The following is a 14,349-nucleotide window of genomic DNA, read 5'->3' on the forward strand; positions in this document are numbered from 1 at the left end:
ATATTCCCATTTTTACTCAACTGCTGGTCGTTGAACTTCAAAAAAATATAGAGAATTACTTCTATAAAATAAGCATTTTTGATTTCAGTTCTCAATGATTAATTAGGGTACTTCAAACAAATTAAAAGACACTATACCGCTATTGAAATAAATTGCTTATTATTTACCCATACATAACTGGTACTAAATAAAAACTAAACCCAGTTAACTTTTTATTTTTATTGCAGCGAAGCATATATACCCAAAACGAAGGGTATAGGCGTACTTTTTGATTGTCTCTTTGCTGTATAAATAAAGGTGTTAATCTTTAGATCCTAGGAAACTGAAACGGGTATAAGCATGGATATTAGCGGAATTACATCACAGTCAGTCACTGTTCCAACTGAAATTCTCTCCGTATTAGATGAATGGTGTGAGAGTGTTCAACAACAACGTAAGCAGATTTTGGTATGTGACATACCTCAAGCAAAAGTATTTATGATGCAAGAGACTTATGCTCTACTTTCCAGAGTGTTGGTAGACAAGGAAGTAGCTTCTCGTGATGTCGAGTCATTAAAGCATGTTGCTCTTGACCAGTGTAAAGGTAACCCCAAACAAGCGGATGCTAAAACCCGTCAGGTTATGCATTGGCTAAATTGCCGACACTAACTAATAACCGATACTAACCAATAAAAAGGTGGTTATCTTTGAGACTTACTGTCCTGGATGTTTAGTTTGCAGAGCAACATAACTACTGTACAGCAGCAATTGTGCTTATAAAAATGAGAAGTAGTGTGTTGCCTGCAAAATGAGCACTTGGAACGATATTTGTAGATAGTGCTAACTGCTTACGTTCTGTAAAAAACGCTTAATAATAATACGTACCTATTGTTTGATTTTCTGTCACCCCACTTTTGAGGGGATGTTTCCCCATCAACCCCAATAGTGTTACCTTGTTCTGAACAGCAGTATACCCTTAGCTGAGAGTATATTCAGATAGTGGAGTACTATAAGATTATTATGAAATTTATTGGTACTGGGTAGCAGTTATGTCGTTTTTGCTTGCTGTGACATTATTATTTACTCCATTGCTTTGTTGTTTCATTGTGCTTTGGTTTATTGATCATAGTCTCATCAAAGATGCTCTGGCAAATAACATGCAGATTGCTGTTGCTGCTTGTTTAGTAGTGTTAATACTGATGTATTTAGATTCAGGTGTTCCGCTAATTTATCCTGCTCAAAAAAGAATCAATATAGGCATACCTGGTCTGGGTTTGATGTTTATGGTATTGCCAGGTATGGGTCATTATTTAACGCTTAAGAAGCAAACTAGCCTACCTGCAGGCTGCTGGTCTTTACTTGGTTTCCTTATGTTGTGTGCTCCATTCATTGCCGCACTTTTTGCAAATAGCTAAAAAAGCGTGTTTTAGAATTTTCCTGCCATCAAGCCATTAAAAATAAACTCTAAACAACGGCTTCTTTTTTATTTTCCGGTTCAATTGCTTGGATTGTCATGTTATGAATAGGCTCTTGATTCCTCTCTTGATGCTGTTGGCGATGAGGGGCTAAGTATAATGGAGTCTGTTGAGGTTCTTTTTTGTAGACAAATACATGTCGTGCATTGTGAAATGTTTGGCTATTAAAGCACTGCCACATTTGGTTTAGTTCTTCCGCTTCATAAACTGCAAGAGGTTTATGATTTTCATCTAATTGCCTTCGATGCTGTTTTTGTAGAAGTTCATGCTGCCAGTACTTTGTTTCTGAAAGCTTCAGGCAAAAATCATGAAGTTGTTGCCAATATAATTCAGTACGTTCTGAAAGGACGGCATCAAATAAGCCTAATGCAAACCCACGCTGTGTGCCTACAGGTAAGCATGCTTCTGTTAAATGCTGGGCACACTCTTCTCCAACTCGCTTTGGTAACACATATGTCCAATATTCTGAGCCATAAAGTCCCATGGGTTTATAGTAAGGTGTGGTAATGATGCCTTGTCTGGCAACAACATAGTCACAGGCAAAAGCCATGACTGCTCCACCTGCTCCTGCATTACCGTTAAGGGCCGCTACTGTTAACTTGTCTGTAGTCGTGATGATTGCTTCAGTGACTTGGTTGATAGCTTTAATATTTTTCCAAGCTTCCATAGTAGGGTTTTTGGCTGCTTCAATGGTATTAAGGTGGATACCATTACTCCAAAAGTCGGTGCCTCCTTTTAGGACAAGCACTTGCGTAGGTCGCTGACAGGCAGCTTGATAAGCGTTTAATAAGCGTAAGCATTGTGCTGTTGAAAAAGCACCATTGTGAAAATCAAATGTTAAATAACCAATATCATCGAGTTCTGAGTAACTAATTTCTTGCCAGGTATTTGGGTTCGGCGCTGGAAGCTCTGTTTGAGGTATATCTGGTACGGTGAGAAGTTGTTGATCAAGCCACTGAGTGGCAGGCAGTTTATAGAAAGATTGATTATCATGTGGTGCAGGTTTTAAATGTGTTATCCATAAAGCGCCATCTCTTGTTGCTCGGCAAATAGCGTCATGGCGTGTGGCAATAATTTCTCCAGGTGAATCACCTTTCAATGTACGTTCGATATGGGCATCATAAAGGTAAAAGAGTTGTCCTTGAATTTCATCTAACACCCCTGGGCAACTATCGCTTGCATATAATTTACGGAGCAAAGTGTCAGTATCATCAACTAGCCAATTTAAGTGGCGATGTGGTTGTCGCATGAGAGGATGCCATTCACCTTGTTTTACTGTGGGTGAATTATATTTTTCTGGTGCAGAGCCAAGTTGTTGATAGGTTACAAGGGCATTATGAATTAAGTGACTGGCTGTGGTGGTAACTTCACGACGATAGAGCGAGGCTTTATAGGTTTTTCGAGCGGGAAAAAATTCATAGCCCCAAATAGCTCCAGCATCAAACTCCGCATTGGCTTCAATGAGGGTAACGCCCCATTGTGGTTGTTGTTCAACAATAGCCCAGTCTAATGAGGATGGTCCTCGATCACCAGGAATACCTGGATGTATTATCCAACACAAATAGTTTTGCCAGATTACATCAGGGATTCGTTGTTTCAAAAAAGGGCAGATGATTAATTCAGGCTTGAAAAGCTTAACAGCATCGAGCATGTGTCGCCTGCTTAAAGCAAGCTCTAAACTGACGTCATGGCCTGAAGCGAGTAGTTCTTCAAAAATGCGCTGGGTAAGTCCATTAAATGCACTGGCAAACAGTAAAATACGCATGGTCTATTAATTCCATTTAATCCTTGCTCATCATGTTGAGCTTATTTACACACTTTACTCTGGGTATAACATCGATAGTCGCGTAGATGGGAATGTAAAATAGTATGTAATAGATATAGCCTTCAGTATGAGTATATATACTAAAAATGCAGAAATTATAGGTTTCGAGCGAAATATAAATATGATGTAGAGCAATGAAAAATTATTTGTAACAATTTTTCATAGTAAAAAGATATTTGACGTAATTTTAAAGCAATTCCTTTTTCTAAGGAAAAGAAACGATTAAAAGGCTCTATTGTAGGTCAATACAGTCCAAATAGCTGGGTACACAACACGGCCAGCCAAGTTGGTCTTTAATTTTTAGTCGTAAACTATCGGCGGCGGCAGGCTCTCCATGAGTAATAAATGTACCTTTAGGTGGATTCTTTATCTTTTTGAGCCACGTTAGAATGTCATGATAGTCACCATGAGCAGAAAAGTTATCCAAGTGATGTATTTCTGCTTTGATGGGATAGTAATTTCCATGAATTTTAATTTGGTCTACGCCATTGACCATGGCTTCTCCGCGTGTGCCTGGTGCTTGAAAGCCAACAAAAACAATACTGTTGCGGTAATTCCCACAAGCTGCTTTTAGATGATGCAAGACTCGCCCGCCACTCGCCATACCACTTGCTGAAATAATAATGCACGGAAATTGACGTGTATTAAGATCTATTGATTCAGCAACTGTTTTTACATAATGCGTGTATTGGTCAATTCGATTACAGTCTTTCGCAGTAAGCTTTAATTCATGATTAAAGCGTTGGTAAATTTCTGTTGCAGAAATTGCCATGGGGCTATTTAAAAAAACAGGAACTTTATTGATTCTGTTATTTTCAATGAGCTCAGCGATAAGATGAAGAATGAGTTGGGCACGGCCAACAGCAAACGCGGGGATGAGTACGATCCCACCGCGGTTAGTTGTTGTCGTGATGATTTGTTGTAAAACAGTGAGTGAATCGTTAGGTACATGAAGCCGATCGCCATAGGTAGACTCTGTTACTAGATAGTCCGTTAAATCAATAGGCTCAGGATCATACATCATTAGGTCTTGATATCGACCAATGTCACCTGTAAACGTGACAGTTGTGTTGGTTGTCAATGATCGCAATTGTACTGCGCTTGCCCCTAATATATGACCCATAGGACTAAAGCTTAATTGTAAGTCACCAGGAAGGGTGAGGGGAGAATGATAAGCGCAAGAACGAAACTGTTTTAAGCTATGCTCAGCGTCTTTTTCAGTATAAAGAGGCAGGGCGGGTTTATGCTTGGAAAAACTGTATTTATTGGCAAAACGAGCATCTTCTTCTTGTAGAAACCCAGCATCAGGAAGAAGAATTTTACATAATTCATGGGTTCCTTCAGTGCAAAAAATAGGGCCTGTAAAGCCATTTTTAACTAAAGCAGGTAAGTAGCCTGAATGATCAATGTGGGCATGAGTCAGAATAACCGCATTTAATTTAGCAACAGGTATTGGGGGGACTATCCAGTTGCGTTCACGTAGAAATTTAACCCCTTGGTATAAACCACAGTCGATAAGGTAGGTTTGTTGATTATGCTCAAGTAAATATTTACTTCCTGTAACCGTATTTGTAGCACCTAAAAATGTTAATTTCACAAGGTTGCCTCAAATGCTTAATGCAGTTTTGTTTATCTTTTGTGAATTGTTTTCAGTCTATACCCTATATGTTATTTATTTCCAGTGCTTTTAGTATTTACGCTAACTAAACTAGACTTTATGTTTTTATGTACAAAATTTGAGTATACCCTTCGCAAATTATTTAACCATTCGTTTTGGGTATAGCGATTGGTTAAGCCCTTTACTTTAAATAAAACAGTAGAATCCATATAAAACTATGAGAAAGTAAAAACTTGAGTGAGGCCATAGAAAACGGAGCTAGGTTAAGGGGAATGTAATTATGGACAGTACTAAAGATTATTTGCACTTACATCGATTAGGAATAGACACCCACCAAGAGCCTGTGGTTTATATGCGGCGTGACTGTCATGTTTGTCGTGCGGAAGGATTTAATGCGCAAACACGAATAAAAGTTATGACGGATCATCATACAATCATTGCTACATTGAATATTGTTGATAGTGAGATAATTTCTCATCAGCAAGCAGGGTTGTCTGAAATAGCTTGGCGTTTATTACACGCAGAGGAAGGTGAAGTCGCTACATTTGGGCATGCAAAACCTGTTGAGTCAACCGCATTTGTGCGTGGCAAATTGTTTGGTAAACCTTTAAATGATGAGTCAGCTTACAGTATTGTGCAAGATATTCGCGAAGGTCGTTATTCAGATATTCAGCTTGCAGCTTATATTACCGCGTGTGCAGGACAAGGATTAAATGTTAATGAAGTCATTTCTATTACTAAAGCAATGGTAGCTACAGGCAAGCGTTTTCAGTGGCATAAACAAGAGATTTTCGATAAGCATTGTGTAGGTGGTTTACCTGGATATCGTACGACACCTATTGTGGTTGCTATTGCCAGTGCGTGTGGGTTGATTATTCCTAAAACCTCATCGCGAGCTATTACTTCACCTGCGGGCACCGCTGACACAATGGAAGTAATGACGCCTGTGACACTTAGTTTTGAACATATGCGTGAAGTGGTTGAGCAACATGGTGCATGTCTGGCTTGGGGTGGGTCAGTGAATTTAAGTCCCACTGATGACGTAGTCATTCGGGTAGAGCGGGCACTTGATATCGATAGTGAAGGGCAATTAGTGGCTTCAGTACTTTCCAAAAAAATAGCAGCTGGTGCCACTCAGGTTTTAATTGATATTCCTATTGGCCCTACGGCCAAGGTCAGAACACAAGAAGCAGCAGCGCATCTGCAGAAATTAATGGTAGCGACAGGGGAGGCGCTGGGGATAAAAGTACATGCTATTACCTCAGATGGAACACAACCCGTTGGGCGTGGCATCGGACCTGTTTTGGAAGCAATAGATGTATTAGCTGTTTTACGTTGTGAACCCGAAGCGCCAACAGATCTTGCTGAACGATCACTTGTATTAGCTGGGGCATTATTAGAGTTGGCCAATAAAGCTCAGCCAGGAGACGGGTTTAAGCTGGCCCAAAAAACACTATTGTCAGGTAAAGCCTTAGATCAGTTTATGGCAATTTGCGAATCACAGGGGGGCTTTACTGAGCCTGAGCTAGCCTCTCAGCAACATACAATCACCGCTTCTCATCAGGGTATTATTTCTTACATAGATAACCGTTTTATTGCACGTCTTGCGCGATTGGCTGGAGCCCCTGAAGTCAAAGCGGCCGGTGTGGAAATGCATGTCCGTTTAGGGGACTCGATAGAAGTAGGGCAACCGTTGTTTACCTTGCATGCTGATGCACCAGGTGAGTTAGCGTATGCGCTTGATTTTCTACAGCTACATCCAGAAGCAGTGCGTATTGAAGAGGAGTATTTATGACATCAGCCATTGTTTATAACTTTTTGGCACCTGATGCACTTTTTCAGGATTGTCTGGAGCTTTCTGGTTGTAGCCCAGGAGAGCTAGCCTTACATCAGTTTCCTGATGGAGAGAGTTATGTTCGTGTGATGACTGAGTGTAATGGACAGCATGTCATTGTGTTGGCAGATCTATTTCAACCTGATACTAAGTTACTACCACTACTTTTTTTACTCAGTACGCTCAAGGATTTAGGCGCACTGAGCGTGGGCCTTGTTTTGCCTTACTTACCTTATATGCGCCAGGATGACCGTTTTAAACCTGGTGAAGCTATCACCTCAAAAACATTTGCTCATTTACTGAGTCAGTATGCAGATTGGCTCATTACTGTTGATCCTCACTTACACCGTTATCACTCATTAAGCGAAATATATTCCCTCGAAGCAAGCGTGGTGCACTGTGCTGAGTGCTTGGCTGAATGGATTGATCAGCAAGTGGAAAATCCTTTGCTGATTGGTCCTGATAGTGAAAGTGAACAGTGGGTTCGCTCAGTTGCCACCACATTTCAGTTACCTTGGCAGGTGTTAAGTAAAGAGCGTTTTGGGGATCGTGATGTTCAGGTATCTGCACCACAAGTGGCTGACTATACTGATTATACCCCAGTGTTGGTTGATGACATTATTTCTACTGGCCATACGATGTTGTCTGCCATCCAGCAGCTAATCGATCAGGGAATGAGAAAAGCCGTATGTATGGGGGTTCATGGTGTTTTTGCACCAGGTGCTGAAGCACTGCTGCAGAGTGATTTAGTCGCGCAAGTAGTTACTTGTAATACGATTATCCATGAGTCAAATCACATAGATATCTATCCACTGTTAGTAAACGCAATTGCCCTACAGTTGAGTAAGGATAATGACTGATACCCACCGGGATATTCAACGAATTCAACTGGAACATAAAGCAGAGCTTTATCGGCAAAAGGCGCCAGAATTTGCGAACTGGGCTGCAGGATATGGTGTGATTAAGCATCAAGCAGAGACGCAGGTCAGAGTATATGAGCTGATTGATATGCTTGCTGTGGAAGGGTTAATCAATGATAAATCGCATGCCTATAAATTGTTAAGTGCTGCAGATCGCGTTGCCAGTGCGGCAATGTGGCTTGTTGTGCACATGTCTTATACTCGCCGGGTTTTTCTTGATGGTCGTGATCTGCGTAGTTTTGATTTTAAGCCTCAACCGAAAGGTTTTTTGGGTGGGGCACTCAATATGGTGCCAGCCTATGTAGGGTACATGGCCATCAATGCTCTCAGTGGCGTCACACGTAGTTGGGTGATGGAGCAGGGGCATTGTGTTGCTGCAATTGATGCGGTGAACGTACTACTAGGTAATCTTAAGCCTGCACAGGCTGAACGTTATCAGATGACGGAAGAAGGTTTAAGTAAACTGGCTGCAGATTTTTATGCGAGTGAGTTAACCCCTGAGGGTATGCAAAAATTACCTATAAGCAGTCGTGTAAGTGTACATACTGCAGGGGGAATGAGTGAAGGCGGTTACTTGGGGGTGACGGGATTGCAGTATATGCATCAGCCATTGCCTGGGGAGCGACTGGTGGCTTTTTTAAGTGATGGTGCGTTTGAAGAACAGCGCGGAAGTGATTGGGCACCCCGTTGGTGGCGAGCGAAAGATACTGGTTTGGTCATGCCTGTTATGATTGCTAATGGTCGCCGGATTGATCAGTGCACAACTACTGCGCTGTCAGGAGAATACAGCTGGCTTGAGCAGTATTTACAGCACCAGCATTATGATCCACTTATCATTGATGGCACTGATCCAGGGGCTTTTGCCTGGGCGCTGTATGAAATGGAACAGCGTTTAGGCACTCAAGGTGAAGCGCTGTTAGAAGGAAAAGGACGTTATCCTGTACGTTTGCCCTATACCATTGCTGTGACAGTGAAAGGCTTTGGATTTGCAGGTGCAGGTACGCCCAGGGCACATACTTCACCCTTAGAGCATAATCCAGCAAAAGACGCTGAAGGGGTAAGTGAGTTTAATGCCAGTGCTCGGCGTTTATGGGTGCCTTTTGTTGAGCTTTCACAGTCAATTACGCTGTTAAATAATCATGAGTTAACAGAACGGCCTCGTGAAGCAGACAGTAATGAGTTAAATGCACCGATTAAAGTGGTTATGCCTGAGCTTTTCTGGCTGCAAAAAATTGAGTCAGAGAAGTCTTCAGTTGCCGCATTTGACTTAAGTTTTGCACACTTAACCAAAATTAACCCACAGCTTCGTGTTAGAGTCGGCAACCCTGACCAGCTGCAAGCAAACCACCTATATCAAACCCTTGATTTCCTTCGTCATCGTGTGTGTGATCCACATCCAGGTCAGCCAGAGGCGGTTAATGGTTCTGTGATTACGGCACTGAATGAGGAGGCTGTGGTGAGTGCGGCTTTAGCCAATGCTAAAGGATTAAATCTTGTCGTCAGCTATGAGGCGTTTGCCACCAAAATGCTGGGTATTTTACGACAAATGTTGACCTTTAATCGGCGCAAAAAGCAAGCAGACTTACCTATTCATGAGTTATCACTGCCTTTGTTACTGACATCATTGGTTTGGGAAAATGGTGAGCATGAGCACTCTCATCAGGACCCAACTTTTGTTGATGCGCTTATTAATGAGCCGGCAGATATTGCACGTGTCGTATTTCCGCTCGATTGGAATTGTGCTTTAGCAACATTAGAGCAGCTATTTCAAAGCCATGGTCAACTTTGGGTTATGGTGATGGCAAAAACGCTTCAGCCTCAATATTTATCCATGAACCAAGCTTGTCAGTTGGTGACAGATGGGGCAATTTGTCTTAAGGGGAATGCTGATGAATCCCTGCAGTTAGTTGCTATTGGTAGTTTTCAGTTAGCTGAAGTGATGAAAGCGTCTGCACGACTCACAAAAGCAGGTATAGAACATAGTGTTGTGTATGTTTTTGAGCCAGGACGTTTACGGGAAAGTCGTGATCGCTGGGAAGCTAAACACTGTCTTTCAACAGAATTTGTTCAGCGTATTTTTGGTTCTCTGGCCGAGTATAGGCTATTTGTCGTGCATGGTCACCCAGAGCCTTGGCTTGCTGTCTTACGCCCATTAGACCTGGGACCTGATAGGACTCGAGCACTAGGTTATATCAACCATGGTGGAACACTCAATACAGCAGGTATGTTGTTTGCGAATAAAACCAGCTGGGCCCATATCCTTTTTACCCTAATTGGTATGATGGATTTAAATGTTCATGATTTACTATCAGCTGAAGAAGTGCTTGCCGTTCAGGGAAGAGGCAAACCAAAATTAATTACTAATCCTGTGATTCATGATCATTCCCCATTGCAGGAGAACTAGGAATGATTTTTTTTTGCTTGTTTTTTAATAACGTATCATTCCCATTGATAGTCGCTGCAACTGCCATTTCATGGAGCTTGGCAATGGCAATTCCATTAACAGTATTGGCAGGAAATGCACCACGGCTATCCTGATGACCTACATCTCTTCCTGTTAATATTTCCAATGCTTGGTTAACGGTTTCCACTGCATAAATATGAAATTTATTGTCTTCTACTGCATTTACGACTGCCTTTTTTAACACTAGGTTTTTGACATTACTTCGTGGAATAATGACGCCTTGTTGATGGTTTAGGCCTCGGATATTACACAAATCAAAAAAACCTTCGATTTTTTCATTTACACCACCCACTGCCTGTACATCGCCATATTGGCTGACAGAACCCGTTAGGGCAAAGCATTGGTGGAGTGGAATACGGGTTAGTGCTGAAATCAAGCAACAGAGTTCTGCCAGTGAGGCACTGTCACCATCAATAAAACCATAAGATTGTTCAATGGCGATATTGGCTGAAATAGCTAAAGGGAAGTGTCGTGCATACATATACCCTAAATAACCAGCCAATATCATGACACCTTTAGAGTGAATGGACTGACCTAAATTAACTTCCCTTTCTATATCAACAACACCTTGTGAACCAGGAAATACTGTTGCAGTGATTCTTGCTGGGGTCCCAAAACTAGTATTTCCTGTGTCTAATACTGTTAAGCCATTAACTTTACCAACGGATTTTCCTTCAGTATTGATGATGATGGTGTCATCCAGCATTTGTTCACGAATACGTAAACTAATTCGGTTGGTGCGATGTTCCTGAGCGGTTAATGCCTGTTCAATATGCTTTTCTTCAATTAATTGTTCGTCAGTGAGAGAGCGGATATATTCTGCTTCACACAACAGGTCAAAAATATCTCGAAAGCGAGCCGATAAGTGGTATTTACTACTGATGAGTCTTGCGCTGTGGTTCGCGAGTCGGGCAACAGCCGCTGAAGATAAAGGCCGGTATTCCTCACGATTAATAAATGTTTGCATTAATGCTGCAAAGGCTTCCAACGATTCGCTATTAAGGGGAATTCTTTCATCAAAATCGACAAGCACGCGAAACATTTTTCGAAAGTCAGCATCTAGCTCTTCAAGTAAATAATATATTTCTCGAGTACCGACCAAAATAACTTTCATATTTAGTGGGATTACTGCGGGACTTAGGGTAATGGTATTAATTACTCCCAGGTCAGCATAAGCTGACTCCATTCGTAATTGCTTATCTTTAAGTGCGCGTTTGAGCGCTTCCCAAACAAACGGTTCAGTGAGCAGTTTGTCGGCTTCAATAATAAGATAGCCACCATTTGCTTTATGTAATGAACCAGGGCAGATCTGCTGGTAGTTGGTAATCATAGTGCCTTGGTCATTAATGTATTCAATTCGGCCGAACAGATTTTTATAACTGGGATGTGATTCGTGAATAACAGGGGCTCCTGCCTCCGGTATATGAGTGACAAGTAAATTAGGAGACAGTAGTTCGTTTAACGCTGTTTTTTTTTCGGCATCGGTACGAGGTGTTTCTTCATCTGCAAGTTGTTCGACCACGATGGTATGCAGCTGCTCCTGCATTTGTTCAAGATAGTGTGTAATGCCTGGTATTTTTCGATATTTCTCTTTCAGGGGCCTGATTAAAGGCGCAAGTGCACGATTTATTGTTTGTCGGTTTAGTTTTCGCAGCTTGTCATTTGACTCGCGCTTCCACTGAGGCAAGCTGAGTAGCGACTCATTAAGTAATTCTTCAAGCTGACCTATGGTTTGATGAAACTGCTCTCGCTCAATTTCTGGAAGTTGGGCAAATTCCACCTCATCCAATGTTTTACCGTCGTGCATTGGTGTAAAACTTATGGTGGTGGCGTCACGATAAAGTGCAACACTTTGTTTGTGGGCTGCCAGTTCAACAGAATCAATCGCTTTGTCATAACGTTGATTAAACCCCAACTCAATATTGCTTTTTTGCTGCTGATAACTGGGATGTTCAAAAACAGCGGGAAAAGTCGCTAATAAGTTATCGATGAGTTGGTCAATATCTTTTTTTAAAACTTGTCCTTCTCCAGGGGGGAGTTCTAGGGTAATGGGGTTACGTAGCTCATTGAAGTTGTTGACGTAGATATAATCGGGAGGTGCTGGTTTTCGTTTGGCTTCTCGTTGCAAAAATTCAAGGACATAAGAACTACGGCCTGTGCCTGATTCCCCCATGACAAATAAGTTATACCCTGAGTGTGGTATGCCTACACCAAAATGAAGAGCGGCAATGGCTCGATCCTGACCAAGAATTCCCACAAATGGCTTAATTTTCGATGTATTAGCAAAGGGAAAATCTTTATCTGTAATAAAGGTGTGTATAGCACTGGCAGGAAGCTTAAAACGGTCGGGACTTTTTTTATTTGCCATAGTGTCAGCAGATTATTTGCGAAGACATATTTTCAGTGTAAAGCTCACTGAAGCATTAATGCAACTTAAGAAACCGGAAAAATAGACGTCGTTAATGAATGAGTATTCAGTCTAAGAGTTACGTTGCTGTGAACTTATGACTATAACGGTATTTCATAAATGTAATACCTGGAGACAAGACTAAACGCCAAGCAAGTTCTATTTCATCATTATAATCAGGATCAAACTCACGGAGCGTGGCCATAAGCGCCTCAAGCCATAAGTCATACCAAGCTGGCTGAATATTCAAATGCTCACGGTTATGTAGTTCTGCAATCTTTTCTAAGTAATCTGCAGCATTATTAGTGGCATAAAAGGTGAGTAGTTTGTAAAAAGACTTTTCTAACATACGTCGTTGATGAGACATTTCAGTATTGACGAAACGTGCTGCTATATCCTTCGAACTTGCCATGAAACGTTGATAAAATGCCTCAAAAAAGGTTTTTTTGTTTCGGTGGATTTTTCGTACTCGTTCATAACTTTCATCAAAAATGCGTTCATATTCCGACATAGTTTCTGTTTGACTGTAGCTGAGTCCAAAGGGAATAGTATTAAACATGGCATGGATTTTTCGGTAAGCGATGATTGAACAAAAAAAGTCAGTTATTGTTGCATCTGTTACAGAAATACATGAGCGTGTAAAAGAGAGTGCAACAGTATTATTTACCTTTCACCAAAAACATGATGGTCCAGCCATGATTATTAAAGTCTGCTTGTTCTGCTTAGTATGACCAATTTTGACTACGCAGAAAACAGAAATCAATGGAATGACAAGTCATCGTAATATTACTAACCAGCTAATTTATGTCTGAGTAAACAACAGTTGGCCACACTGACAAGCGAATGGCCAGATAACTTTCACATGGCTTATTACAAATTAAGATTATGCAGTCATAAATAAAGTTGTTATTAGCTGAAAAAACTATTGAACAAGTATTAGTGACTACCACTAGCATCATCTTTCACCTTAAAAAGAATGAGTATTGAGCATGTAATACATATCCTGTAGTCATACTTGAGATACATGACAAGTAGGAACTTATCTACAACCTAGTTCATTTTTTAATTACCTCTAGGGTAATTGGATGATTTGAGTGTAGGTTAAAGAAAGACGTAAAGCTGAATAAGTCAGGCTATTATTATAAAAAGTGGCTGCTAGAGTGAGAAAGGAAGATTTTGCTATTGGCGAATCACTTTTGAATGCTTGGTTGATACTATTAGTTTGAAATAAAGCAAGTGGTTTTTGTCCGTTTACATGGCTATTGATGTATATCAAAAAAATTAAGCCTTTATGCACTTAGAGTGTTAAAAAAAGTGGAGGTTAAAATGACAGATGCTGTTGTTGTCGGTGGAACGCTAACCATTGGCGGCATGGTTGTAATTGTAGCTGCTGGGTTATTAGTTGGAGCATTAGTCGCATTGGCTGATGGTCGAGTTAAACGCCCTGATCATTAAGTGCTCAAGAGAATAACTCCATAGTGAAGGCAATCTATGACCTTCACTCTATCTATACTTGTCTTATGCTTGTTAAAGAAGTGTAAGGGTATATACTGTTAATGAAATAGTCCCTTCACAAATTTTTAATACCAATCAATGTTATTTCCTGCCTAATTTGTAGTGCATTTCTAATTAATAATGAAAGAAAAAATGCATGCAGTTTTCGAAAGCAAGGCAGATTGCATTATCCTTGCAGTTAATAAAAGTCGAAGACCGTGAATTAAAAATAAAACAGTTTATGGATGATGATGGCACAATTGATTTAGATAAGCTTTTAGGAAGTGGGAAGCTCGGTATTACCTTACCCATTGGAAGGAGTTATTCCCCTTT

The 14,349-nt window shown here is 40.9% G+C and carries 11 protein-coding genes; 7 read left to right on the top strand and 4 right to left on the bottom strand.

What is annotated here, in order from left to right; translation table 11 throughout:
* Positions 1 to 339 precede the first annotated feature (339 nt).
* Together KCG35_RS21660 and KCG35_RS21665 are read left to right on the top strand one after the other, a co-directional pair.
* Complete coding sequence (locus tag KCG35_RS21660) at positions 340 to 648, top strand: hypothetical protein (RefSeq protein ID WP_215821956.1); 309 nt, start codon at positions 340 to 342, stop codon at positions 646 to 648.
* A gap of 380 nt (positions 649 to 1,028) precedes the next feature.
* Positions 1,029 to 1,394: a hypothetical protein gene (locus tag KCG35_RS21665; protein ID WP_215821957.1), complete on the top strand. Its 366-nt coding sequence runs from the start codon at positions 1,029 to 1,031 to the stop codon at positions 1,392 to 1,394.
* A gap of 49 nt (positions 1,395 to 1,443) precedes the next feature.
* Here the strand turns inward: KCG35_RS21665 and KCG35_RS21670 are convergent, their stop codons facing one another.
* On the bottom strand, positions 1,444 to 3,219 hold the full coding sequence (locus KCG35_RS21670) for a hydrogenase maturation protein (protein ID WP_215821958.1): 1,776 nt from the start codon (positions 3,217 to 3,219) through the stop codon (positions 1,444 to 1,446).
* A 292-nt stretch (positions 3,220 to 3,511) separates the two neighbouring features.
* Complete coding sequence (locus KCG35_RS27000; protein WP_215821959.1) at positions 3,512 to 4,876, bottom strand: MBL fold metallo-hydrolase RNA specificity domain-containing protein; 1,365 nt, start codon at positions 4,874 to 4,876, stop codon at positions 3,512 to 3,514.
* A 301-nt stretch (positions 4,877 to 5,177) separates the two neighbouring features.
* Between KCG35_RS27000 and KCG35_RS21680 the strand changes: the two genes are divergently transcribed.
* Genes KCG35_RS21680 through xfp form a run of 3 tightly spaced genes read left to right on the top strand, consistent with a single transcriptional unit; the run spans position 5,178 to position 10,055 of the window.
* Positions 5,178 to 6,692, top strand: a complete 1,515-nt coding sequence (locus KCG35_RS21680) for a thymidine phosphorylase family protein (protein WP_215821960.1) — start codon at positions 5,178 to 5,180, stop codon at positions 6,690 to 6,692.
* Entirely contained in the window at positions 6,689 to 7,591 is a 903-nt protein-coding gene (locus tag KCG35_RS21685; RefSeq protein ID WP_215821961.1) for a ribose-phosphate diphosphokinase, read from the top strand. The genes KCG35_RS21680 and KCG35_RS21685 overlap by 4 nt, the downstream gene beginning before the upstream one ends.
* The gene (gene xfp, locus KCG35_RS21690) at positions 7,584 to 10,055 is read left to right on the top strand and encodes a phosphoketolase family protein (protein ID WP_215821962.1); all 2,472 of its coding nucleotides are present in this window, start codon (positions 7,584 to 7,586) and stop codon (positions 10,053 to 10,055) included. The genes KCG35_RS21685 and xfp overlap by 8 nt, the downstream gene beginning before the upstream one ends.
* Here xfp and KCG35_RS21695 read toward each other — a convergent pair.
* A complete protein-coding gene (locus tag KCG35_RS21695) occupies positions 10,012 to 12,483 on the bottom strand; it encodes a Lon protease family protein (RefSeq protein WP_215821963.1) in 2,472 nt (823 codons plus the stop codon). The two genes, xfp and KCG35_RS21695, sit on opposite strands and share 44 nt — an antisense overlap.
* Positions 12,484 to 12,601: 118 nt before the next feature.
* Positions 12,602 to 13,033: a globin family protein gene (locus tag KCG35_RS21700; RefSeq protein ID WP_215821964.1), complete on the bottom strand. Its 432-nt coding sequence runs from the start codon at positions 13,031 to 13,033 to the stop codon at positions 12,602 to 12,604.
* A 70-nt stretch (positions 13,034 to 13,103) separates the two neighbouring features.
* Between KCG35_RS21700 and KCG35_RS21705 the strand changes: the two genes are divergently transcribed.
* Both KCG35_RS21705 and KCG35_RS26745 read left to right on the top strand, forming a co-directional pair.
* Positions 13,104 to 13,253: a hypothetical protein gene (locus KCG35_RS21705; RefSeq protein WP_215821965.1), complete on the top strand. Its 150-nt coding sequence runs from the start codon at positions 13,104 to 13,106 to the stop codon at positions 13,251 to 13,253.
* 595 nt (positions 13,254 to 13,848) lie between these two features.
* Entirely contained in the window at positions 13,849 to 13,977 is a 129-nt protein-coding gene (locus tag KCG35_RS26745; protein WP_255562025.1) for a hypothetical protein, read from the top strand.
* Positions 13,978 to 14,349 lie beyond the last annotated feature (372 nt).

The organism is Zooshikella harenae (assembly GCF_018837975.1).
Lineage (GTDB): Bacteria > Pseudomonadota > Gammaproteobacteria > Pseudomonadales > Zooshikellaceae > Zooshikella > Zooshikella harenae.